The following is a 24,877-nucleotide window of genomic DNA, read 5'->3' as shown; positions in this document are numbered from 1 at the left end:
CTTTACTGATATTCCGCTACAAAATCCAAGAACTGTTGTTCGTCCCAAATTTGAACACCTAATTGTTGGGCTTTGGTCAGTTTTGATCCTGCTGAATCGCCTGCAATCACAATATCGGTTTTTGCTGACACACTGCCACTCACTTTCGCTCCGAAAGATTGTAATAACGCTTTGGCATCATTGCGTCCCATTTGAGTTAAGGTTCCCGTTAATACCACGGTTTTACCGTTTAACGGATTTTCTCCAATGTCTTTTTCTTCCACATCGTCCCAATGGACACCTTGTGCGATTAAATCATTCACTACGTCCAAATTATGTTGTTCACGCCAGAACACATAAATCCGATTTGCCACAACGATGCCCACATCTGGTACGGCTTGTAATTGTTCTAAATCTGCTTGTTGAAGTGCGGTGAGATTTTTGAAATATTTGGCTAAATTCAATGCGGTGGCTTCGCCCACGTCCCGAATACCTAGGGCAAAAATAAAGCGTGCTAAGGTGGTTGACTTGGCTTTTTCTAGGCTATCCAACGCATTTTGAGCGGATTTTTGTCCCATACGTTCTAATCGCATTAAGGTGAAAAGATCCAATTTAAATAAATCTGCTGGCGTATGAATAAACTCTCGATCCACTAACTGCTCAATCAGTTTTGCTCCCACGCCGTCAATATCCATGGCTTTGCGAGAAACAAAATGTTTCAAAGATTCCTTACGTTGTGCATCACAAAATAAGCCACCAGTACAACGAGCGACTGCTTCGCCCTCAATTCGCACCACTTGCGAACCACACACGGGGCATTCGGTTGGAAAAATAATTGATTCTGCATTGGCTGGACGGCGATCATGTACCACACCAATAATCTGTGGAATTACATCACCTGCACGGCGGATAATCACGGTATCACCAATGGCAATATCCAGACGTGCAATTTCATCACCATTATGCAAGGTCGCATTACTCACCGTTACGCCAGCCACGAAAACAGGTTGCAATTTTGCCACTGGGGTAATTGCCCCCGTCCGTCCTACCTGAAATTCTACATCTTTTAGGATCGTCATTTCTTCCTGTGCAGGAAATTTATACGCAATCGCCCAACGTGGTGCTTTAGAAATAAAGCCAAGTTCCTGCTGTAACGCAATATCGTTAATTTTTAACACTGTACCATCAATGTCATAGCCTAAAGTTGGACGTTTTTGTTGAATAGTGCGGTAGAAATTCAACACATTTTCTACCCCATCACAAAGCTGAATTTCCGCATTCACTGGAATACCAATAGATTTCAGCCATTGCAAACGTCCATAATGGGTTTCGGGTAAATCCACCCCTTCGACAATCCCAATACTATAAGCATTCAGCATTAATGGACGTTGGCTAGTAATTTTCGGATCGAGTTGACGCAACGAGCCAGCAGCAGCATTACGTGGATTAGCAAAGGTTTTCTCCCCTTTGGCTAAGGCTAATTCATTTAATTTTTCAAAGCCCGCTTGTGGCATAAACACTTCACCACGTACTTCTAAACGAGCAGGCGGATGGTCAGTTAATAATTGTAAGGGAATATTGCGAATGGTACGAATATTGGCAGTAATATCTTCTCCCGTGCTGCCATCGCCCCTTGTTGCCGCTTGCGTAAGGACACCATTGACATACAAAATACTCACTGCCAAGCCGTCTAATTTCGGTTCACAACAAAATTCAAGGGTTTCTGGCAATAACACCAAACGATCTTGAATACGTTTTACAAAAGCATAAAATTCTTCATCGGAAAACGCATTATCTAGGGATAACATGGGAATTTCATGGATAATTTGGCTAAAGCCTGATAATGGTTTTGCCCCAACACGCTGGGTCGGCGAATTGGCAGTGATGAATTCGGGATATTGTTGTTCTAAGGTTTTTAATTGATGAAATAAACGATCATATTCGCTGTCTGGAATTTTCGGTTCATCAAGCACGTGATATTGATATTCGTGATAACGCAATGTTTCACGCAACTGATTCATTTGTTTGGCTATATCCGTCATTTTATTTTTCTTTTCTAAAATTATTAACAAAATAAACCGCACTTTGAACGCTCAACAGTGCGGTTTTCAATCGACAATTTTCGCTACACGCGATCTAAATAATCTTGTTCTTGCTTGTCATCAAAAATAGCTTGTTGATCGGTCAACACAAAACCATTTAATTCTTCGGCTAAATTTTTTGCGGCTTGAATCATCATTTTTAAATTGGCTTTGTCATTTCCAACCTGTGACGGTACTTGCATAAATAAGGCTAGACCGATAGTGGAAAATTCATTCATGGCATAAGGATTAAATGTACCCGGTTGTTCAATATTGGCTACACTAAACATCACAGGACTTGCCACCGTATCAACATGGCGGTGATATAAATTATCTTTGCCCAAAATAAACCCTAAATTATCCAACGATTGTGCAATAGAAAGTCCTAAAAATTGGCGATTTTCTGGTGCCACCACATATAATAAAATAAAATCTGTTGGCTGCTGTTCTTGTGTAACTGGTTCTTGTACAGCTTGTTCAGTGTTGTTTTCAATCGGCTGTTGTAATTTAGGTTCAGAAATTGGTGAACTCACTTCTTGCAACTGCACTCGCAATTCGGGCGATGACATATCAACTTGAGCATCCGTCCCAGCATAATCTAGCGCATCCGCTAAAGTATATTCTGCCATATTCTCTTTCGGCTGCTTTGGTTCTGGTCGATATTCATAATAGACTTGCTCTGATTCTGGTTGAGCCGTTCCAGATTCAGGTAAGGTAATTTTGATTTGCTCCACTGAATTCGCTTGCACGGGTGCTGCAACTGGAGTATCCGTTTGAATCGGCTCAGGTTGTGGAATATTCATTTTAGTGTTTTTCACTGGCTGACTTGCTATCGGTTGGTGTTTCTGCATTGGTGTAACGGGTGCTTGAGCATAATCAGTCAGGGACTGTTCTGGTTTCCGTTGAATATGCTGACCACGATTAAAGTTATTCGCATGATTAAAATATTGCGATTTTTCACGGCGATTAGACCAAATACCATGAGCGACTAAACCGATTAATGCGAGAATACCTAAAATAATTAAAATTGTATTGAGATCCATTGCAATATGTCCTATTTCAAACAACCAGAAATATTTGTTAGCTTACCATATTTATTCACATTATGGATCTTGAAATTTGCATTTTTTGACCGCACTTTGTATTCTATCCATCGTTTTATACTAAAATTATCCAAGTAGGAAAATAATGATTGAAGGAAAAGAAATCAAGTCAGGGTTTCATTACTTTGTTATGGGTTGGCATTTAATTACGCAAAAAGGATTACGCCGTTTTGTCGTGATGCCAATCTTACTCAATGTAGTATTAATGGTGGGGCTAAGTTGGTTATTTATCAGCCAAATCAACCACATGATTGACTGGGTAATGAGTTTTCTGCCCGCATGGTTAGATTGGCTCAGTTCCGTGATGTTTATCATATCATTAGTGATGATAGTTATCGTTTTTTACTTTTCATTTACCATGCTATCAGGCTTTATTGCCGCCCCTTTTAACGGTTTACTGGCAGAAAAAGTTGAAAAAATGCTGACTGGAGAAAGCCTAACAGATATGACTATCATGGATTTTATTAAAGATATTCCACGTATGTTAGCTCGAGAATGGCAAAAACTGGTATATAGCTTACCGATTTATATCATTTTATTTTTACTCGGTTTTATTCCTATGCTAGGGCAATCGGTAATACCCGTGTTAGCCTATGCGTTTACAGCTTGGATGATGGCAATTCAATATTGTGACTATCCATTTGATAACCACAAAATTTCATTCCACACCATGCGAGTAAAACTCAAAGATAACCGTTGGCAAAGTATCACCTTTGGCGGATTAATCAGCTTATGCATGTTAGTTCCTGTGGTGAACTTAGTGGTGATTCCTGTGGCAGTTTGTGGAGCCACCGCTATGTGGGTAGAAACTTATCGTAATTCCTTGTATGGCAATACAAAAAATCAGAGAAATTCCACCGCAGTTTCAGCGAATGTTCGCCAAACGACAAACACCGATATTGATTTACGCAATAATCAGGATATTGTTTCTAGATAAGTTTAGGGTGAAGAATAGTTATCTTAATTTCTTCGCCCTTTCAGGATCTGCTTTTTCTAACGCTATTTTACTTTGTTGATAAACCGCCTGATTATTTTCCGATAAAGCACACAAGGCTTTATTTTCATAACTATCTGCTTGACGATAATAATTCGGGCTTACCACCGCTAAATCAAATTGCTGATAAGCAGCTTGGAACTCCCCTTGCGAACAAAGAAATGTACCATAATTATTATGCACATCGCCTTGTTTATCATCTAGTTTAATGGCTTTCAAATAGGCTTCTCGTGCTTGCGTAATATTGCCTTGTTGTTGGTAAAAATAAGCAAAGGCGGAATGAACTAAATAGTAATCGGGAGCATAACTCAAGGCTTTATCCAGATTTTGTTTAGCAGGTTCCCAATCTTGTTGGGATAAATAGCCCAGTGCGAGTTCTACTCGAGCTTTGGCGGCTGGCTTTTGATCAAAATCTATTTCAGCATTTTGCGAAACGCAAGCGGTTAAAAAAAGAATAAGAATAAAGTGCGTTATAAATTTCATAAATAATCACCTATTTGAATAAATGTAGGGGCGTATTGCATACGCTCTAATTACGCCGCATTAATCACAAGGGCATATGCAATACGCCCCTACATAAACCTAATGTGATCTCACCTCAATGCCTTGACCAAATTGTTTTTTCATGGCATTAACGGCAGTCCGTTTAGTGCGGTCGATCACATCACCTGCCAACTGTCCGCACGCTGCATCAATATCATCGCCACGGGTTTTGCGTACAATCACCGTGAAACCATATTCCATTAAGGTCTTTTGGAAACGGTCAATACGAGTATTCGAACTTTTCGCATAAGGCGCTTCAGGGAACGGATTCCACGGAATTAAATTAATTTTGCAGGGTGTATTTTTCAATACTTCCGCCAACTGATGAGCGTGTTCTATCCCATCATTGATCTGATTTAACAACACATATTCAATCGTTACTTTGCCGTGATTGGCATTGGACACATTTAAATAACGATGTACGCTATCCATTAACATTTTGATATTGTATTTTTTATTAATCGGCACCAGTACATCACGTAGTTCATCATTGGGAGCATGTAGGGAAATCGCCAATGCCACATCAATCATCTCGCTTAATTTATCCAACGCTGGCACAACACCTGACGTAGAAAGAGTAACTCGACGTTTAGATAAACCATAAGCAAAATCATCTAACATAATTTCCATGGCAGGCACCACATTGGCGACATTTAACAAAGGTTCACCCATTCCCATCATCACCACGTTGGTAATCGGTCGCACCCCTGTTACACCAAAATTACCAATAATTTTAGATGCTCGCCATACCTGTCCGATAATTTCCGCCACATTTAAATTGCGATTAAACCCTTGTTGAGCAGTAGAACAGAACGTACAAGCCAAGGCACACCCTACTTGTGAAGACACACACAACGTTGCCCGATCCGCTTCAGGAATATACACGGTTTCCACCTGCTGATCGCCTACTTGCATCGCCCATTTAATCGTACCATCGGATGAACGTTGTTCTACGGCAACTTCAGGTGCTTTAATTTCAGCCACCGATTTTAACTTTTCCCGTAACTGTTTATTAAGATTGGTCATATTGTCGAAATTATCTTCGCCAAAATGATAAATCCATTTGACTAATTGATCGGCTCGGAATGGCTTTTCGCCCAGCTCTTTGAAAAATTCTCGCATTTGCGGACGAGTTAAATTCATTAAATTGATTTTATCTGACATATCTACCTTATTGTCACGTTATTACACTTACGACATTGTTTATCGACATCGTTTTCGGGCAAATACACAGGTTCTCCCCTACAACAATATTTGAACAATATAAAAGGGCGTCATTCTACCGATTTCCGTCCTATTAATCTATGTGATTTTTAAAAATTATGCGAATTTTCACCGCGGTTTTTGGAATCAAGATCACAAAATTTTCATTTCGTCAGGAAAAACAAATACGCTTGTACAAAAAACAATAACAAAATACTGTTGTTGCAAACAAAATGAACATTTGCCTAGTTATAATCAAATACGTGATAAGTCTTCATCAAGATCTTTTCAACCACAAATCCGCTTAGCACTCCTTTCTACCCCCAGCAAAATAGGTTCCGCAATAAAATCAGGGAGATGATTGTGTTGAATCTGGGTTAAATGTGGAATGATTTTACTGATTTCGTGTAAAATGTCTTCCACATTTTCTTTAGCAAAACCAGCCAGTTTAGCCGTATGAAAAATATGGCGAAGTTGGATTTTGTCCCATAAATAATGTTTATTTTCACCGTGCCATGCCATTGCCATTTTAATTTTTTGCCGGCATAATCCTTTCGGATTCATCAAAGGATAAGCGGACATCACATCATAAAAAGGCGTTAAACGATAGCGGTTGCCTTGTTCAATAAAAATACTAAAGTTTTTTGTATGTCCATCAATTGCACACAAAAGCCAAAACAAAATTTGTGCTTTGAAAAAATGTTTACGGTCATTCAGCGGATCGGCGGAACTGTTTAACAAGCTCATAATGGTGAGAATTCCTGCGCCACCATCGGCTTCATATTTCCGAGCGGGTGCAATATTCAATGCTTGGCAGAGATCTTCTTGTGGTAAACGCACAAGCCAATTTTTTGACACCGACCAACGTCGATCAAAACGTTCTACAATTAATACCTTTGTTTCACCAAAATAACGAATTTCCGCCTTAGGAACATTCAGCCCAAATAAACGCAAAATTTCCAAACAAAGCCACTCATTCTCACAACTCATGGAAAGGTCAAGCTGACCTTGTGCCACCAGTCCGATGGGAAGTTTAAAAATATGGCTCGTTGCTGTGGAATATAATGGACGTTTCCATTGGTTTTCATGATAAAGTAACGCCGTTTTTTCTTGTGCTCCCGCCAGTGAAATCCGAAAATCATCAGTTTGATCCATGCCAAGGGGTAAGGATTGGTAATTTTGTAACAACACTTCAATTTCACGATCATTTAATGGGCTAGCATCAACTCGCCGAACAAAATATGGCACATCACGATAAAGTTGAATTGCACCGACACAATCTTGCCCGATTGCTGAAAGTAAATCGAATGGCGTTTTCGTTTGAGTTTGAAAACGTTGCTGAATACGAGAACGAATCTGATCGTTATCCGGTAATAAGTTATCAAAGAAATTAAAAACTGCATCACCTTTGTAAATTTTATGCGATAACGGCAAGGAAAGTGAAATCGCTCGTGAACGTGGAGAATCTAGCCAATTTAGGCTATATTGAAATTCAGTTGCACCATTATCAAGTTTACACCATTGTCCAACACGAATCCCATTCATTGCGATATTAAGTTTGTTTTCCATTACCAAATCTCATCATCAACGTTATATTTCGCGCCATCCTCAGCGATGGATAGTTCTGTCAATATTTCACTTTGTTTATTCGGCATCATTTGCCCTTTTGTTGGACGGGGTTGTACGATAAGTTCCAATTCTAATGCCATTAAAATTTTAAATAAGGTGTCTAATTTTGTGCTTTCAGGGGTGTTTTCAAATACTGAAATCGTAGCTTGTTTTGTTGCTGCTCGTTTTGCTACGTCCATTTGTGAGAGATTCGCTTGATAACGAAACTCACGAATAATTTGCGAAAGTGCTTTTGCACTGGTAATACTTATTGCCATAACTTACTTCTTATACCGTAAAAAGGATAAATCATATTTTATACCCTTTAAGGGATTATTGCAACATTATCCTTTGTAAAGGTTAAATTATCGCATTTTATTTACCTTGCAGTTCTTCCAACGCATCTCTCGCCGAACGAATAGAACGCTCAAGTAAATCCCGTTTTGGATCATTTTCTGGCATTAATTTCAACATCATCGACCAGCTAACTATTGCCATTTTGTAGTCTTGTTGTTCAAAATAACGAAATGCCAATAAACTCAACGCATCTAAATTGCTATGATCTTGGCGGATTACCTGTTTTAATAAGGTTTCACCTTGATTTTTATCAGTAACGTCATCGGAAAACATTAAGATCCGAGCATAAGCCAATTTATAGTCAATATCATCAGGTTTAATCTGATGTGCTTTGGCATAACTGTCTAACGCCAATTTGCCATCGCCTAATGCCATGCCTAACTGCCCCAATAAAAACCAACGTTGATCATCATTAGGCGTTTGTTGTACTTTTAACCGAAGACCGATGGCAAATTGTTGCATTTCCTGTTCGCTGAGCGGTTTACTTTCTTGTTCTTCGATTCGCTCATAGAAATACGGCAATTTGTCCGCTGTTTTATCTAACATAGTTTGTGCTTGCCACGCTCCTAAATGGAAATAGCTCAGCCCAGCGATGATGCCGAGGACTAAAAAGCCACTCACAAAATATAGTTTGTTATTTTTCAACAGAGGATAAAACCCAATCAAAGCGACCAATAAGGTTAATAAGCCAATAATTAGCCACATCATTTTTCACCTGCCTGTTGTTTTTTTTTGGGGGGACGAAAAACGATAAATAATCCGCCTAAAAACAATAATGCGGGGATCAGCCAAAGCATAATAGTAGCAGGGGTTAATGGTGGATCGTAGGTAACAAAATGACCGTAACGTTGCACCATATAATCCACAATTTCCTGTTTCGTTTTACCTGCTTGCAACAGCTCAAATACTTTAGCCCGCATATCCACCGCAATGGTCGCATTACTGTCAGCAATATTGTTATTTTGACATTGCGGACAGCGGAGCTGTTGGGTCAGTTGATGATAATCCGATTCCTGTTGATCAGATTGAAAATTAAAAGCATCAATAGCAGAAAACGTCGAAATACTGAACAATAACAATAAAAGTGCGGTAATTTTTTTCATTATTTTTGCTCCATTAAACGTTGATAAATCGGCTGAATTTTTTGTTGCCACACTTTTTCATTTAAATCACCGGCGTGACGGTAATGAATAATACCGTTGCCATCAATAATAAAAGTTTCAGGTGCGCCATACACACCTAAATCCAAACCAAATGATCCTTTTTCATCAAATAATACCTGTTGATAAGGGTTATTCAATCGTTGTAACCAATTGATGGCTTTATCACGTTGATCTTTATAATTCACACCAATAATGCTTATTCCTTGCTCGGCTAACTGGTTTAAATATTGATGTTCAGCATAACAAGTAGGACACCAAGTCGCCCACACATTAAGCAAAATCGGCTTACCTTGTTGAAAAATTTGCTGATTAACTTGTTGATTAGTAAATAAATCATATAACCTTGCCGATGGCACGGCTTGACCGACTAAAGCACTTTCTAAGGCTTTAGGGTCATCTCCTTGTCCATTACGTTGTAACTGTACGAAAAAGGTGACAATCAATGCTACAAAGAAAATTAACGGTAAAAAAAGTTTCTTATTCATCATATTTTCACCTTTTTATTGGTACGATAACGACGGTCAAACAGGCAAAGCACGCCCCCGAATGCCATACATAATCCTCCAAACCAAATCCAACGCACAAAAGGCTTGTAATATAAACGTAACGCCCAAGAGCCATCGCCTAAACTTTCGCCAAGTGCCACATAAAGATCTCGAGTAAAGCCCCAGTCAATAGCAGCTTCGGTCATGGTCATTTTGCTGACAGTGTAAAAACGTTTTTCGGCGTACAGTGTCGTTGCTAATTTATCCCCCTGATAGATCGCCACTTCCGCTTTGCCACCCGCATAATTTGGTCCATTGGCATCGCTGATGCCGTTAAACTGAAAACGATAATCGGCAATTTGTACGCTATCGCCCACATTCATTCGCACATCTCGCTCAATGCTGAAATTTTGGCTAAAGGCAATGCCCCAAATGGTCATCGCGACCCCTAAGTGAGCGAATAACATTCCCCAATAGGATCGACTAAATTTTCCTAGTCCAGTCCAAAAACCGGTACGATCCGTAGCTCGTTGATAAAGTTCATAAACCGTTAATAATACAATAATAGCGGACATCATTGAACCAAGTACCGCACTCACGGTTAATTTATTTTGCAACCAATACGGCAAAGCAAACCCCAAAATTGCCATAAAAATCAACGCACTAATCACTGGTTTACGAATCGCAGAAAACTGATCTCGTCGCCATTTAACTAAAGGTCCAATACCCAATAATAGCGCAAATGGTGTGGTAATAATCAAAAACATTTGATCAAAGAATGGGGCGCCAATAGAAATTGTACCTAACCCCAGTTGTTTATGCACCAACGGCAATAATGTACCTAATAACACTACCGAAAGTGCGGTCATTAACAAAATATTATTGAGCAATAACAGACCTTCACGGCTATAACGTTGTGCATTATTGTATGAACGAATTTGGTTGCCTTTAATCGCATACAGGACAAGCGAGCCACCAACTACCACCACCAAATACGCTAAAATATACAAGCCACGAGTAGGATCGGATGCGAAAGCGTGAACGGAGACTAAAATCCCTGAGCGCACTAAAAACGTACCGAGCAGACAAAGGGAAAAGGCTAAAATGGCCAGTAATACCGTCCATGCCTTAAATGAACCTCGTTTTTCGGTAACAGCTAAACTGTGCAGTAATGCCGTTCCCACCAGCCAAGGCATTAAAGAAGCATTTTCTACGGGATCCCAGAACCACCAGCCACCCCAGCCAAGTTCGTAATATGCCCACCATGAACCTAGCACAATGCCTAAGGTTAAAAATAACCACGCAGCAAGCGTCCAAGGTCTGGACCATTTCGCCCACGTAGTATCTAATTTACCGCTCATTAATGCTGCAATGGCGAAAGCAAAGACGACCGAAAAGCCCACATAGCCCATATATAACAAGGGCGGATGAAAAATTAAGCCGACATCTTGCAATAGTGGGTTGAGTTCGCGACCGTCCACCGGGAAATTAGGAAAAGTGCGGTTAAATGGATTGGATGTAAACAGCACAAAAATCAAAAAGCCAATGCTCACAATCCCCATAATACCTAACACTCGAGCCACTGCTTGTTGGGGTAAAGATCGGCTGAACGTTGCCACCGCAGCCGCCCAAAAAGTGAGTAACCAAATCCACAGTAACAATGATCCTTCATGGGATCCCCACACCGCTGATAAACGGTATTGCAAAGGCAAATTGCTATTGGAATTGTTAACCACATATTGTACGGTAAAATCGTTAACCGCAAAGACATAGAATAATGCGCCGAAAGCCAAGGTTAAGCTAAAAAATAGGGCATAAGTAAGTGGGCGTGCCAACGCCATCATCATGCCATTGCCTTTTTCTACTCCCCATAAGGGGAAAATGGCTAATAACACTGATACTGCCAAACTCAAAGCTAAAGCATAATTACCAAGTTCAGGAATCATTATTGTCTCTCTGGTTGAGCCAATTGTTGAACTTTTTCTTGACGATCACGTTCACTTTCGCCGTTCAAATCGCTTTCTGATACGCCCATTGGTTGATGTACTTTTTTCAACTGATCACCAAGTTCAGGCGGTACATAGTTTTCATCATGTTTCGCTAACACTTCTGTCGCTTCTAACACTGTGGGGGCAATAAGTTTACCCTGTGCCACAATGCCCTGCCCTTCACGGAATAAATCAGGCAAAATGCCTTCATATTGCACAGTGATCGCCGGTCCAATATCATTTAAATCAAACCGCACTTTCAGGCTTTTTTCATCTCGTTGCACCGATCCTTCCACCACCATACCACCTACCCGAAGACGTTGTCCCACTGCTGGCTTTAATTCAGGATTATCATTTTTACCATAGACAATTTCAGACGGTGTGTAAAACAGATCAATATTGGAACGCAAGGCATAAGTAATTAAACCTGTGGCAATCGCCATCCCCACCAACACAAATACCACAATGATTAAACGAGATTTACGTCTAGGGTTCATTTATATATCCCCCTTTGCCTTTTCTTGCCGGTGAGCCTTTAAGCCTGCTTCTCTTGCTTGTTCACGACGAATATCAGCAAAAATACGGTGTTTTTCACGATAGCTTTGCACCGCTAAAATCCCTATTGCCAAAAACGAAATACCATAGGAAAGCCATACATAAAAACCATAGCCCCCCATGTTAAAAAAATCCCCCCACGATTGGAAAAACATCACGTCCCCCTATAAAAAATTAAAAAAATAAACACACTCAAAATTATTTTATCGCCAACGCTTTCACCCACGTTCGTTTGCTGTCTTCACGCAACAACGCATTACGATAACGCACCAATCCTAACCAAAGACTCAAGGTCATAAAACCAAAAATACTGAAAATTAACGGAATTAACATGGACGTCGCCATTGATGGTTTATCCAATTTAGTGATGGTCGCGCCTTGATGCAAAGTATTCCACCATTCCACCGAAAAATGGATAATCGGAATATTAATCACCCCTACTACACATAAAATTGCCGCCGCTTTCATTCCCGTATGGCGATCCTGAAATGCAGAATACAATGCCATCACACCTAAATATAAAAACAACAAAATCAAGGATGAGGTTAAACGTGCATCCCACACCCACCAAGTTCCCCACATGGGTTTGCCCCAAATTGCCCCTGTTGCCAACGACAAAAAGGTCAATACCGCCCCGATCGGTGCAATCGCAATAATAGAAAGATGAGCCTGTTTAATTTGCCATACCAAACCAATAAAACCGGCTAACGCCATTGAGACATAAATCCCCATCGACCAAATAGCGGTAGGAACATGAACATAAATAATCCGAAATCCGTTACCCTGTTGATAATCGGCAGGCGCGAATGCCAAGCCCCAAACCATGCCCACCGCGAGTAACACAAGGGTTAGCGCCGCCACAAAGGGAATGCATTTCCCACATAAAGCATATTGAGTTTCAGGTTTTGCATAAGGATGTAACCACGTCCACATAGATAATCTTTCCTTTTTAGTTATTACGCTAAACTAATACGTAACGCTGCTGCTATGGCAAAGGGCGATAAAGTTAGCGTAATTGCCAAAATTGCCCCGAGGATGGCAAGTTGTCCAGCATAAGGCATATTTAAACTTGCCGCATCTAGCACGGAGGTTGAAAAAATCAACACCGGAATAAACAACGGTAATACAATTAAACTTAATAACACACCACCTTTGCGTAACCCCACGGTCAATGCCACGCCAATGGCCCCAAGGCAACTTAATACGGGCGTGCCGATTAACAAAGTCAACACCAACGCCCACCAAATCTCAGGCTCAAGGGATAATAACAATGCCACGATAGGCGATAATAAAATCAACGGTAATCCAGTTAAAAACCAGTGTGCAATGACTTTTGCCAATGCTGTCAATGCCAACGGTTGAGCAAGTAATATCAATTGTTCAAGTGAACCGTCCGCAAAATCATCACGAAATAACCGTTCAAAAGAAAGTAAAGCAGATAACAACGCCGCCACCCAGACTACTGCCGGGGCAATTTTCGCTAATAATTTTGGCTCAGCTCCCATGGCTAACGGAAATAACGTCACCACAATTAAAAAGAACCATAACGGGTTTAGAATTTCTGCCGGTTTGCGCCATGCAATTTTGAGTTCTCGTTGCATAATTTGCATGAAGATCATTCATCTTCTCCGTAAAACGGGTACAAATCTAACCGCACTTTTTGCAACATTTGACTCAGCACATCCTGATGACTGGTAATAATCACGATGCCACCTTGTTGACAATGCTGCTCTAAATGCGCAATGAGCATTTCTACACCATTTTTATCAATGGCATTAAAAGGTTCATCTAAAATCCACAATGGTGCTTGTGAAAGCCACAATCTTGCCAAACCAATACGTTTTTGTTGCCCCGCGGAAAGTTGGCTTGCCACTATATCCTCATAACCCAACAACCCCACTTTGTCTAACGCTTGCCACAACACATCATTCCCTTGCAAACAATGGCTTACTTGTTGATAAAAGCTCAAATTTTCCCAAACCGTTAATTCAGGTTTAATGCCTGATAAATGTCCTAAATACAGCAAATCATATTGATAATCTTCTCGATATTGAGAAATCTCATTTAAATTCCACCGCACTTTGCCACGCAACGGCTGAGCCAACCCAGTTAAAATTCGCAATAAACTGGTTTTACCGATCCCATTACGCCCCTCAATTTGCACAAAATCACCCGGTTGAAAACGCAAACTCAATCCTGCAAACAGAAGATTATCACCACGCTGACAAGTAATTTTTTCAACATCTAGGGTATTTCGCATTATTTAATCCATTCATTTTTAACAGATAAATTTTACCATAAGTCATACACAACGTATAACCAATGGCATAACTCTTTTGGGGAATATTCATTGATGGAGATCAAATATTAAAAAGAAATATTAGGCACTAATAAATAAAAAACTGATTTCAATACAAGATCGAAATCAGTTTACAATATAACAAATTAAAATTAACTATTGGAAAGAATCTTTTAAACGTTCATCTGCTCGACGTGCTTCTCCTTTATGTTGTAGTTTATTTAATTGTCTTGCTAATTTTTCTTCAACATCATTAATCGCTTTGTACATATCATCAGATTCTGCACTTGCAAACAAGTTACCATTTGGTGTACTAATCGTCGCTTCGACCCCAAATCCCTGTGGTAGTTTGCTTAATACAAAATGCGGATTAATTAGCTGGGTTTGCCATTTTTCCAATTTTGCGAGTCTATCCTCAATATGAGCCCGAATTGCCGGTGTAATGTCCATTTGTTTACTTGCAATATTAAGTGTCATAGTTGTCACCTCTTTTTCTTGATGAATAAATCCTTTCGTATTAACTACAAGGTATGTTTTTTAACGAAATTTTTCAAGTCTTTTCTGTTGATTTTTATCAGAAATTATTAAAAATGTGATCTTAATCCCAAAATCTTAGATTAATAAAACATCATTCTTCTTGAACAATGATTTAATCGAATATTATTTAACCCGATCCCCTGCTTTCGCTCCATTATCCACATTAAGCAAAAATAAATCCGTTCCATCAGTACCCGCCGATAAAATCATCCCTTGCGATACACCAAATTTCATTTTACGCGGTGCAAGGTTGGCAACCATAATCACTTGGCGACCAATTAATTCGGCTGGATTATTATATGCCGCTTTAATTCCCGACAATACTTGACGTTGTTCAAAACCTAAATCTAATCGAAATTTCAATAATTTATTGCTTTCAGGTACGGCTTCACAATGTAACACGGTTGCCACTCGTAAATCAATTTTGGCAAAATCATCAATACTGATTTCAGCTTCTACAGGTTCAAATTCGCTATTTTCGGTAGCATTGCCAGTAGAAACTGCGGTGTTTTTTTCCACTGTTTTTGCGGTATTTACTGCTGCATTTTCCGCTTTTGATGCTTCGATCATTGCATCAATTTGTTTCATCTCTAAACGGTTAAATAAGGCTTTAAACGGAGAAATTTGATGGGCTAATAATGGTTGTGCCAGATTATGCCAAGTTAATTCTGTTTGTAAAAAGCCCTCTGCTCGCTCGGCTAATTTTGGTAACACAGGTTTTAAATAACCTATTAACACACGGAATAATTGAATCCCCATGGAACAAACTTCATGTAATTCTTGATCTTTGCCCTCTTGTTTAGCAATCACCCACGGGGCTTTGTCATCCACATATTTATTGGCTTTATCCGCCAATGCCATAATGGCACGAATAGCTTTGCCGTATTCACGGTTTTCATAAAGTTCGGCAATATGGACTGATTGTGCCGTAAATTCGTCAAATAGATGTTGATCTTCTAGTTTATCCGCTAAATTTCCATCAAAGCGTTTTTGGATAAAGCCGGCATTGCGAGAGGCTAAATTGACTAATTTATTAACTAAATCTGCATTCACTCGTTGCACAAAATCTTCTAAGTTTAAATCTAAGTCATCGATCCGACCACTTAATTTTGCCGCATAATAATAACGTAAACATTCAGGATCGAGATGTTTCAAATAGGTCGCGGCTTGAATAAATGTCCCACGCGATTTAGACATTTTCTCGCCATTGACCGTTACATAACCGTGTACAAAAATATTGCTTGGTTTGCGTAAATCCGCTCCCTCTAACATGGCTGGCCAGAACAAACTGTGGAAATACATAATATCTTTGCCGATAAAATGATATAGTTCCGCTTGGCTGTCTTTGTGCCAGAACAGATCAAAATCAATCTGTTCACGTACACAAAGATTTTTAAACGATGCCATATAGCCAATTGGCGCATCCAACCAAACATAAAAATATTTATTTTCGGTATGCGGAATTTTAAAGCCAAAATACGGCGCATCACGAGAAATATCCCATTGTTGCAAGCCCATATCAAACCATTCTTGCATTTTATTCGCCACTTCTGATTGTAACGCCCCCGAACGATTCCATTCTTGCAGCATCATCTCAAAACTTGGCAAATCAAAGAAATAATGCTCACTTTCTTTTAATACCGGCGTTGCCCCTGATACGGTTGAACGTGGATTAATTAATTCTGTCGGACTATAAGTGGCAGAACAAACTTCACAGTTATCGCCATATTGATCTGGCGCTTTACATTTAGGACAAGTCCCTTTGACAAAACGATCGGGCAAAAACATGGCTTTTTCAGGATCGAATAATTGCGAAATGGTACGATTTTTAATAAAACCGTTTTGTTTTAATTTGCTGTAAATCATTTCCGATAATTGACGATTTTCCTCACTATGGGTGGAATGATAATTATCGAAACTAATATTAAAGCCATTGAAATCTGCATAATGGGCGGTATGCACATCAGCAATGAGCTGCTCTGGTGTCATCCCCATTTGCGCTGCTTTCAACATAATCGGTGTACCGTGAGCATCATCGGCGCAAACAAAATAAATCTCATTGCCACGCATACGTTGGAAACGCACCCAAATATCTGCTTGGATATGTTCAAGCATATGACCTAAATGGATCGGACCGTTGGCGTAAGGTAACGCACAAGTGACTAGAATTTGACGTTTTTTGGAAGATGATTGGTTTGACATAAAAAGACCTTTAAATGATTAACAAGCTAAAACTGGCTTGCCATGAAATACAAAATTGTCGTGATTTTACCTGATTTAGCGCTTTTTTTCTAGCTAAAACATAATCTATGCTTAACATCATTTTAATATCGTGGTTAAATAGTCGGGTATTTTACTCTACTTGATTTTAGGAAAGATAATGACGATTCAATTTTCCCATCATTTTACCAATGAACAACAAACTCAATTAATTCAATGTTTAAAAAACTTCTCACACCCTACTTTGCAGAAAGATTTGACTGCCTTAAGTGCGGTGAAAAAAATCGAAAAAATGCAAGAGGTATTGCGGGTAGAAATTCAAATGCCTTTTGCGTGGAATACGGCATTTGAGCTGTTAAAAACCACTGTTACCGATGATTTATTGACCATCGCGGCAGCACAACAAATTAAATGGCAATTACATTACCAAATCGCCACTTTAAAACGTGCTAATAATCATCCTGCCGTCAAAGGGGTGAAAAATATTATTGCGATTACCTCGGGAAAAGGCGGTGTAGGAAAATCTACCACTACAGTCAATTTAGCTTTAGCATTACAAGCTCAAGGAGCTAAAGTCGGTATTTTAGATGCAGATATTTATGGCCCATCTATCCCTCACATGCTTGGTGCAGCCAATCAACGCCCAACATCACCAGATAATAAACACATTAATCCGATACGGGTACATGGCTTACAAAGCAACTCTATTGGTTATTTAATGGATTCAGATAATGCCACGATTTGGCGTGGCCCCATGGCAAGCAGTGCGTTAAATCAGCTATTAAATGAAACCCTATGGCATGAAATAGATTATTTAGTCATTGATATGCCACCGGGAACGGGGGATATTCAGCTCACGTTATCACAACAAATCCCGGTTACAGGGGCGGTTGTTGTCACTACACCACAGGACATTGCTTTACTTGATGCGATTAAGGGCATTGCTATGTTTAACAAAGTTTCCGTGCCAGTGTTAGGCATTGTAGAAAATATGTCCATGCACATCTGCTCAAACTGCGGTCATCACGAAGCTATTTTTGGCACGGGTGGAGCAGAAAAAATTGCGGAAAAATATCATGTACAAGTGCTAGGTCAGTTACCCTTACATATTTGTTTAAGAGAAGATTTAGATCAAGGCACACCAACCGTTATTGCTGACTCTCACCCTGGCATTAAACAAGCCTATCTACAATTAGCCGAAAAAGTGGCGAGCGAGTTATATTGGCAAGGTTCGGTCATTCCGGGTGAAATTATGTTTAGGGAAGTAAAATAGTTTATTCAGCCTGTTGAATAATATTAGCAACGGTATTAATTATTTAACAGGCTAATTTTTTATAAAAAATCCATCTATAAATTTTAAATATTTTCAAAATAAACCCTACTTAAAAGAACACTAAATAGTGTTAAACACTAAATTTCAAAACATTTATAGATTTTTATACAAAAATATTTTTATCCTATTCTATTTTTTGATATTTTTTACTAAAAAACCTTTGACAGAATCATCTAAATCAGTAATATAGGATCTAATTTAATGACTTTCAGGATTTTTATGTTTACCTTTCACGCTCTGCTACTCAACTTACGATTATCACATTCTTTGTGCGGCTAAGTTGTGGATGATAGAAAAATAACATAAAAAACGAATTGACAACCCCGCACTTTGATAAAAAGTTCGGGGTTTTTTTATTAAAAAACATTTAAAAAATACCGCACTTTCAAAGTGAAACCCTAACGAAAAACAGAAGGACAACATTATGGCTACAAACAACATTATTATCTTTGATACCACCTTGCGAGATGGCGAACAGGCGTTAAAGGCAAGTTTAACTGTAAAAGAAAAATTACAAATTGCCCTTGCGTTAGAACGATTAGGGGTGGATGTGATGGAAGTAGGTTTTCCGGTGTCCTCTGAGGGTGATTTTCTTTCCGTACGTACCATTGCGGAAAATATTAAAAATAGCCGTGTTTGTGCCTTATCTCGTGCAATGGATAAGGATATTGACGCGGCTTATGAAGCCTTGAAAGTAGCGGATGCTTATCGGATTCATACCTTTATTGCCAGTTCAGCGTTGCACGTGGAAGCCAAACTTAAACGTTCTTTTGATGAAGTAGTGGAAATGGCAATCCAAGCGGTGAAACGCGCTAGAAATTATACCGATGATGTGGAATTTTCTTGCGAAGATGCAGGGCGGACGGGCATTGACAATATTTGTCGTATCGTCGAAGCGGCGATTTCCGCAGGGGCAACCACCGTCAATATTCCTGATACAGTAGGATTTTGCTTGCCAACGGAATACGGTAGCATTATGGCAAATGTGCGAAATCGTGTGCCAAATATTGATAAAGCGATTATTTCCGTGCATTGCCATAATGATTTAGGTATGGCAACGGCGAACTCATTAACCGCAGTATTAAACGGGGCAAGACAAATTGAATGTACCATTAATGGTATCGGCGAACGAGCAGGCAATACCGCACTTGAAGAAGTGGTGATGGCGATTAAAACCCGTCAGGATATGTTTAACGGTTTAGACACCCGCATTAATACCCAAGAAATTCACCGTGTCAGCCAAATGGTAAGCCAACTTTGTAATATGCCAATTCAACCGAATAAAGCCATTGTGGGCGATAATGCCTTTGCACATTCATCGGGTATTCACCAAGATGGGATGTTGAAAAATAAAAATACCTACGAAATTATGTCGCCTGAAAGTATCGGTTTGAAAAAAGAGAAATTGAATTTGACCGCTCGTTCTGGTCGTGCAGCGGTGAAAGGTCACATGGCGGATATGGGTTACACCGAAGCGGATTATGATTTAGATAAATTATATGACGCTTTCTTGAAATTAGCCGATAAAAAAGGACAAGTATTTGATTACGATTTAGAGGCGTTGGCATTTATTGATATGCAACAAGGCGATGAAGATCGCTTGACGTTAGACGTGATCACCTCACAAACCTTAAGCGGGTTGCCTGCATCGGCATTTGTGCAAGTGGCGTTAGACGGTCATCGTATTAATCAAACATCAAATGGTGGTAATGGTCCTGTAGATGCGGTGTATAATGCGATTATGCAAATTGTGGGTATGGATTTGAAAATGTCCCATTATAATTTAACCGCGAAAGGCGAGGGAGCAGAAGCGCTTGGTCAAGTGGATATTGTGGTAGAATATGAAGGTCGTCGTTTCCACGGTGTTGGACTTGCCACGGATATTGTAGAATCATCTGCTCGAGCCTTGATTCATGCAATTAATGCCATCTATCGTTCGCAAAAAGTGGCGAATTTAACCAAGAATTTAAAACATTAATCTATATTAATCTGTAGGGGCGTATTGCATACGCCCAAAAACTCAACATATTGATAAAAATAGGGAAATAAAATGACAACATATAACGTAGCAGTACTTTCAGGTGATGGCATCGGACCTGAAATTATGGCGGAAGCTATTAAAGTATTAGATGTAGTACAACAAAAATATGGCTTTACATTAAACTATAATCATTTCAACGTGGGTGGTATCGCTATTGATAAACAAGGCAGTCCATTGCCTGAAAACACCTTACAAGGTTGTGAGCAAGCCGATGCCATTTTATTTGGTTCAGTAGGTGGCCCAAAATGGGAACATTTGCCACCAAATCAACAGCCTGAACGTGGTGCATTATTACCGTTACGTAAACATTTTAAATTGTTCAGTAATTTACGCCCCGCCACACTGTACAAAGGGTTAGAAAAATTCTGTCCATTGCGTGCGGATATTGCCGAAACAGGGTTTGATATGGTGACTGTGCGTGAATTAACTGGCGGTATTTATTTCGGTCAACCGAAAGGGCGTGAGGGTGAAGGTTCACAAACTAAAGCCTTTGATACCGAAGTGTATTATAAATATGAAATTGAACGTATTGCCAAAGTCGCCTTTGAAACTGCTATGAAGCGTGGCAAACACGTAACTTCGGTGGATAAGTCCAATGTGTTAATCAGCTCAATTTTATGGCGTGAAACGGTGAATGAAATGGCAAAACAATATCCAGAAGTCAAATTAGATCATATTTATATTGACAATGCCACTATGCAGTTGATTAAACAGCCGTCTTTCTTTGATGTGCTACTCTGCTCCAATATTTTCGGCGATATTATTTCCGACGAATGTGCCATGATCACAGGTTCAATGGGGATGTTACCATCTGCCAGCCTAAATGAACAGGGCTTTGGTTTATACGAACCTGCTGGCGGTTCCGCGCCGGATATTGCCGGCAAAGGCATTGCCAACCCAATTGCACAGATTTTATCTGCCGCCATGATGTTGCGTTATAGCTTTAATCAAGATAACGCGGCGGTGGCGATTGAAAGTGCGGTGAAAAAAGTGTTAGCTTCTGGTTATAGAACAGCAGATTTAGCAGACAACAGTAAACCCGTTTCCACCAGTGAAATGGGAACGTTGATTGCGAAAGCGATTGAATAAATCATCACCGTAGGGCGGTATTACATACGCCAAAAAAACAAACGTAGCGGCGTATTGCATACACCCAAAAAAACAAACGTAGGGGGCGTATTGCATACGCTCAAAAAACAAACGTAGGGGCGTATTGCATGCGCTCAAAAAACAAATGTAGGGGCGTATTGCATACGCCCAAAAACAAACGAAAAATCTACCGCGGTTTGTGGTAAATAAAACGATCGAGCATAGGGCGTATGCAATACGCCCCTACGAAAAGACAAAAAAAAAAACGAAAAACAACCCAACGAATTAAAAACCTAACGAGATACAAAAATGGGAAAAACACTCTACCAAAAATTATTCGACAGTCATGTGGTGTATGAAGCAGAGGGCGAAACGCCTATTCTGTATATTAACCGCCACTTGATTCATGAAGTAACCAGTCCACAAGCTTTTGATGGCTTGCGTGTGGCAAATCGTCAAGTTCGCCAAATTGGTAAAACCTTTGGCACCATGGATCACAGCATTTCAACCCAAATCCGTGATGTTAACAAACTTGAAGGTCAAGCTAAAATTCAGGTACTAGAATTGGATAAAAACTGTAAAAATACAGGGATCCAATTATTTGATATGAACACCAAACAGCAAGGTATTGTCCACGTTATGGGACCCGAACAAGGTTTAACTTTACCAGGTATGACCATTGTTTGCGGTGATTCGCATACCGCTACTCACGGTGCATTCGGTGCTTTGGCATTTGGGATCGGGACATCTGAAGTCGAACATGTACTTGCCACCCAAACCCTAAAACAAGCACGTGCCAAAAGTATGAAAATTGAAGTACGTGGCAAAGTCAACCCAGGGATTACGGCGAAAGATATTGTGTTAGCCATCATTGGCAAAACCACCATGGCAGGCGGAACGGGTTATGTAGTTGAATTCTGTGGCGAAGCCATTCGTGATCTTTCCATGGAGGGACGCATGACCGTCTGTAACATGGCAATTGAATTAGGTGCCAAAGCAGGTCTTGTTGCGCCTGATGAAACCACCTTTGCTTATTTAAAAGATCGTCCAAATGCACCAAAAGGCAAAGATTGGGATGATGCGCTTGCCTATTGGAACACCTTAAAAACCGATGACGATGCAGAGTTTGATGCAGTGGTAACATTAGAAGCCAAAGATATTGCCCCGCAAGTCACTTGGGGAACCAATCCGGGACAAGTGATCGGCATTGATCAGCTTGTGCCAAATCCTGCGGAAATAGACGATCCCGTAGCTCGGGCTTCCGCGGAAAAAGCCTTAACTTACATCGGCTTAGAACCGAACACCGATCTCACTAAAATAGAAGTAGATCAAGTATTTATCGGCTCTTGCACCAACTCTCGGATTGAAGATTTGCGAGAAGCCGCCGCCGTAATGAAAGGTCGCAAAAAAGCCGACAACGTCAAGCGTGTATTAATCGTCCCAGGCTCAGGCTTGGTCAAAGAACAAGCAGAAAAAGAGGGATTAGATAAAATCTTTATTGCCGCAGGAGCAGAATGGCGTAATCCGGGTTGTTCCATGTGTTTAGGTATGAATGACGACCGCTTAGGTGAATGGGAGCGTTGTGCTTCTACCTCCAACCGTAACTTTGAAGGTCGTCAAGGTCGTAATGGACGCACCCACTTAGTCAGCCCAGCCATGGCGGCGGCAGCTGCGGTGTTTGGTAAATTCGTTGATATTCGTCATATAGCATTAAATTAAGGAGCAAAAAATGGCAGGATTTAAACAACTTTCAGGCTTAGTGGTTCCTCTTGACGTGGCGAATGTGGATACTGATGCAATTATTCCAAAACAATTTTTACAAGCCATAACACGGGTCGGATTTGGTAAACATTTATTTCACGAATGGCGTTACCTTGATGTTGAGGGAACCAAGCCAAATCCTGAATTCGTATTGAACTATCCACAATATCAAGGAGCAACGATTTTGCTTGCCCGCAAAAACTTAGGTTGCGGTTCATCGCGTGAACACGCCCCATGGGCATTAGCGGATTATGGTATTAAAGCGATGATAGCACCAAGCTTTGCGGATATTTTCTATAACAATAGCTTAAACAACCATATGTTGCCGGTACGTTTAAGCGAAGACGAAGTGGAAGAAATCTTTCAATGGGTATGGGCGAATACAGGCAAGGAAATTCAAATTGATCTGGAAGCCATGACAGTGACCACAGGCGATAAAGTCTATCATTTTGAACTGGACGAATTCCGCCGTCATTGCTTATTAAATGGCTTAGATAATATCGGTTTAACCTTGCAACACGAAGACAAAATTGCGGAATACGAGAGCAAGATACCGGCGTTTTTGCGATAATTGACTGTTTGACCGAAAAGGTAATGATAATGGGAAATCTGCTCAATAGACTATTAATCATGCTAAATGACTGTCAGATAAAATCCACTAATTATCGGATTACCATGACGTTACTGTTAAATTTTCACCAATTAGCTACCTTATCTATTGGTAAGGTAGCTGATTTGTGTAACGTATCCAAATCAACGATTTCTAAGTATATCCGAGTATTAGGATATGAAGATTATGCTGATTTTAAAGCGGACTCTATTTTTAAAGAAAATCGGTTTGGTTTTTCTCTCAACTATAATTCCAATATTGCACAATTTCTAGAAACGCAAGGGATAGAACGGTATATTGCGACTATTCAGAATGATTTATCCCTAATACACTCAACGCTAGATATGAATAAAGTCACCAAATTAGCTCAATATTTAGCGGAATACCGAGAAGTTGCTGCCTTTGGGTTGTTATTTTCTGAAATTGGTGCTTTAGATTTACAGAGTAAGCTCGCTTATAATGGTAAATTCATCACTACGCATTTAAATGACCTAAAGCAAAAACAATTTATTTATCGAGCTAACAAAAAAAATCTTATTATTATTTATTCTAATTCAGGACGTTATTTACAGCTTGAACAATTGTCCGAGTTCCGAGAATCCAAAAATTTTTCAACTGTAAGAGCTAAAATTGTGTTAATTACCGCTAATACAGCAATGGAAAACGATCCTAATATTGATCTTTGTTTAACTTTTAAACATTGTTCGAATATCCAAACCCACGCTAATCTATACCCTCTCATTAACGATCTGATTGTAATGAAATATCGTCAGATTGTTTTACAAAATAATTAGGGCTTATGGACGTTTCATTTTTCCCAGCGTTGTCGCTTAAAAAGCCACAGGCAAGGAAAAAATGCAGAAAATAGTGGTTCTATTTTCAAATTTTTTGACGAGGTCATGGCTTTTTTAAGCACAACCCTACGGGA

23 protein-coding genes and 1 pseudogene are annotated in these 24,877 nt (G+C 39.8%); 7 read left to right on the top strand and 17 right to left on the bottom strand.

Going from position 1 to position 24,877, the window contains the following annotated elements:
- Positions 1 to 2: 2 nt before the first annotated feature.
- Both ligA and zipA read right to left on the bottom strand, forming a co-directional pair.
- Positions 3 to 2,021 (bottom strand): NAD-dependent DNA ligase LigA, encoded by a 2,019-nt coding sequence (gene ligA / locus E0709_RS07470; RefSeq protein ID WP_132302244.1) that lies wholly within the window; start codon positions 2,019 to 2,021, stop codon positions 3 to 5.
- 83 nt (positions 2,022 to 2,104) lie between these two features.
- Entirely contained in the window at positions 2,105 to 3,103 is a 999-nt protein-coding gene (gene zipA / locus E0709_RS07465) for a cell division protein ZipA (RefSeq protein WP_132302243.1), read from the bottom strand.
- A gap of 145 nt (positions 3,104 to 3,248) precedes the next feature.
- Here zipA and cysZ point away from each other — a divergent pair, with 145 nt between their 5' ends.
- The gene (gene cysZ / locus E0709_RS07460) at positions 3,249 to 4,100 is read left to right on the top strand and encodes a sulfate transporter CysZ (protein ID WP_132302242.1); all 852 of its coding nucleotides are present in this window, start codon (positions 3,249 to 3,251) and stop codon (positions 4,098 to 4,100) included.
- An 18-nt stretch (positions 4,101 to 4,118) separates the two neighbouring features.
- Here the strand turns inward: cysZ and pilW are convergent, their stop codons facing one another.
- The 15 genes and pseudogenes from pilW to metG all read right to left on the bottom strand — a co-directional run bounded on the left by pilW (position 4,119) and on the right by metG (position 17,097).
- Positions 4,119 to 4,640: a type IV pilus biogenesis/stability protein PilW gene (gene pilW / locus E0709_RS07455; protein WP_132302241.1), complete on the bottom strand. Its 522-nt coding sequence runs from the start codon at positions 4,638 to 4,640 to the stop codon at positions 4,119 to 4,121.
- A gap of 99 nt (positions 4,641 to 4,739) precedes the next feature.
- The gene (gene rlmN, locus E0709_RS07450) at positions 4,740 to 5,864 is read right to left on the bottom strand and encodes a dual-specificity RNA methyltransferase RlmN (protein WP_132302240.1); all 1,125 of its coding nucleotides are present in this window, start codon (positions 5,862 to 5,864) and stop codon (positions 4,740 to 4,742) included.
- Between the two features lie 327 nt (positions 5,865 to 6,191).
- Positions 6,192 to 7,472, bottom strand: coding sequence for a type II toxin-antitoxin system HipA family toxin (locus E0709_RS07445; RefSeq protein ID WP_132302239.1), 1,281 nt, complete (start codon positions 7,470 to 7,472; stop codon positions 6,192 to 6,194).
- The gene (locus E0709_RS07440; protein WP_228777452.1) at positions 7,472 to 7,789 is read right to left on the bottom strand and encodes a helix-turn-helix domain-containing protein; all 318 of its coding nucleotides are present in this window, start codon (positions 7,787 to 7,789) and stop codon (positions 7,472 to 7,474) included. Before E0709_RS07440 ends, E0709_RS07445 begins: the two co-directional genes overlap by 1 nt.
- Positions 7,790 to 7,886: 97 nt before the next feature.
- Positions 7,887 to 8,501, bottom strand: a pseudogene (locus E0709_RS07435) (tetratricopeptide repeat protein); the annotation flags it as partial.
- A 71-nt stretch (positions 8,502 to 8,572) separates the two neighbouring features.
- On the bottom strand, positions 8,573 to 8,971 hold the full coding sequence (locus E0709_RS07430) for a cytochrome c-type biogenesis protein (RefSeq protein WP_132302237.1): 399 nt from the start codon (positions 8,969 to 8,971) through the stop codon (positions 8,573 to 8,575).
- Complete coding sequence (locus tag E0709_RS07425) at positions 8,971 to 9,516, bottom strand: DsbE family thiol:disulfide interchange protein (protein WP_132302367.1); 546 nt, start codon at positions 9,514 to 9,516, stop codon at positions 8,971 to 8,973. Before E0709_RS07425 ends, E0709_RS07430 begins: the two co-directional genes overlap by 1 nt.
- Positions 9,516 to 11,462, bottom strand: a complete 1,947-nt coding sequence (locus tag E0709_RS07420) for a heme lyase CcmF/NrfE family subunit (RefSeq protein WP_132302236.1) — start codon at positions 11,460 to 11,462, stop codon at positions 9,516 to 9,518. Before E0709_RS07420 ends, E0709_RS07425 begins: the two co-directional genes overlap by 1 nt.
- Positions 11,462 to 12,001 carry a cytochrome c maturation protein CcmE gene (gene ccmE, locus E0709_RS07415; RefSeq protein WP_132302235.1) on the bottom strand — a complete coding sequence of 180 codons (540 nt, stop codon included), beginning with the start codon at positions 11,999 to 12,001 and terminating at the stop codon, positions 11,462 to 11,464. Before ccmE ends, E0709_RS07420 begins: the two co-directional genes overlap by 1 nt.
- Positions 12,002 to 12,214 (bottom strand): heme exporter protein CcmD, encoded by a 213-nt coding sequence (ccmD, locus tag E0709_RS07410; protein WP_132302234.1) that lies wholly within the window; start codon positions 12,212 to 12,214, stop codon positions 12,002 to 12,004.
- Positions 12,215 to 12,257: 43 nt separating this feature from the next.
- A complete protein-coding gene (locus tag E0709_RS07405) occupies positions 12,258 to 12,992 on the bottom strand; it encodes a heme ABC transporter permease (protein ID WP_132302233.1) in 735 nt (244 codons plus the stop codon).
- Positions 12,993 to 13,015: 23 nt separating this feature from the next.
- Positions 13,016 to 13,678, bottom strand: a complete 663-nt coding sequence (ccmB, locus tag E0709_RS07400; protein WP_132302232.1) for a heme exporter protein CcmB — start codon at positions 13,676 to 13,678, stop codon at positions 13,016 to 13,018.
- Complete coding sequence (gene ccmA / locus E0709_RS07395) at positions 13,675 to 14,322, bottom strand: cytochrome c biogenesis heme-transporting ATPase CcmA (protein ID WP_165867232.1); 648 nt, start codon at positions 14,320 to 14,322, stop codon at positions 13,675 to 13,677. The genes ccmB and ccmA overlap by 4 nt, the downstream gene beginning before the upstream one ends.
- Positions 14,323 to 14,514: 192 nt before the next feature.
- Positions 14,515 to 14,835 carry a ribosome-associated translation inhibitor RaiA gene (gene raiA / locus E0709_RS07390; RefSeq protein ID WP_132302230.1) on the bottom strand — a complete coding sequence of 107 codons (321 nt, stop codon included), beginning with the start codon at positions 14,833 to 14,835 and terminating at the stop codon, positions 14,515 to 14,517.
- A gap of 183 nt (positions 14,836 to 15,018) precedes the next feature.
- A complete protein-coding gene (gene metG, locus E0709_RS07385; RefSeq protein ID WP_132302229.1) occupies positions 15,019 to 17,097 on the bottom strand; it encodes a methionine--tRNA ligase in 2,079 nt (692 codons plus the stop codon).
- A gap of 178 nt (positions 17,098 to 17,275) precedes the next feature.
- Here metG and apbC point away from each other — a divergent pair, with 178 nt between their 5' ends.
- The 6 genes from apbC (at position 17,276) to E0709_RS07355 (ending at position 24,743) form a co-directional block, all read left to right on the top strand.
- Positions 17,276 to 18,388, top strand: a complete 1,113-nt coding sequence (apbC, locus tag E0709_RS07380; RefSeq protein WP_132302228.1) for an iron-sulfur cluster carrier protein ApbC — start codon at positions 17,276 to 17,278, stop codon at positions 18,386 to 18,388.
- 484 nt (positions 18,389 to 18,872) lie between these two features.
- Complete coding sequence (leuA, locus tag E0709_RS07375; protein ID WP_132302227.1) at positions 18,873 to 20,426, top strand: 2-isopropylmalate synthase; 1,554 nt, start codon at positions 18,873 to 18,875, stop codon at positions 20,424 to 20,426.
- Between the two features lie 72 nt (positions 20,427 to 20,498).
- The gene (leuB, locus tag E0709_RS07370; RefSeq protein ID WP_132302226.1) at positions 20,499 to 21,578 is read left to right on the top strand and encodes a 3-isopropylmalate dehydrogenase; all 1,080 of its coding nucleotides are present in this window, start codon (positions 20,499 to 20,501) and stop codon (positions 21,576 to 21,578) included.
- Positions 21,579 to 21,887: 309 nt separating this feature from the next.
- Positions 21,888 to 23,297 (top strand): 3-isopropylmalate dehydratase large subunit, encoded by a 1,410-nt coding sequence (leuC, locus tag E0709_RS07365; RefSeq protein ID WP_132302225.1) that lies wholly within the window; start codon positions 21,888 to 21,890, stop codon positions 23,295 to 23,297.
- A 10-nt stretch (positions 23,298 to 23,307) separates the two neighbouring features.
- Positions 23,308 to 23,910 carry a 3-isopropylmalate dehydratase small subunit gene (gene leuD, locus E0709_RS07360; RefSeq protein WP_132302224.1) on the top strand — a complete coding sequence of 201 codons (603 nt, stop codon included), beginning with the start codon at positions 23,308 to 23,310 and terminating at the stop codon, positions 23,908 to 23,910.
- Between the two features lie 23 nt (positions 23,911 to 23,933).
- Positions 23,934 to 24,743 (top strand): MurR/RpiR family transcriptional regulator, encoded by an 810-nt coding sequence (locus tag E0709_RS07355; RefSeq protein WP_342447626.1) that lies wholly within the window; start codon positions 23,934 to 23,936, stop codon positions 24,741 to 24,743.
- The last annotated feature ends 134 nt before the right edge of the window (positions 24,744 to 24,877 follow it).

The organism is Lonepinella koalarum, assembly GCF_004565475.1.
Lineage (GTDB): Bacteria > Pseudomonadota > Gammaproteobacteria > Enterobacterales > Pasteurellaceae > Lonepinella > Lonepinella koalarum.
The sequence above is the reverse complement of the archived record's forward strand: the minus strand, read 5'-3'. Positions and strand labels throughout refer to the sequence as shown.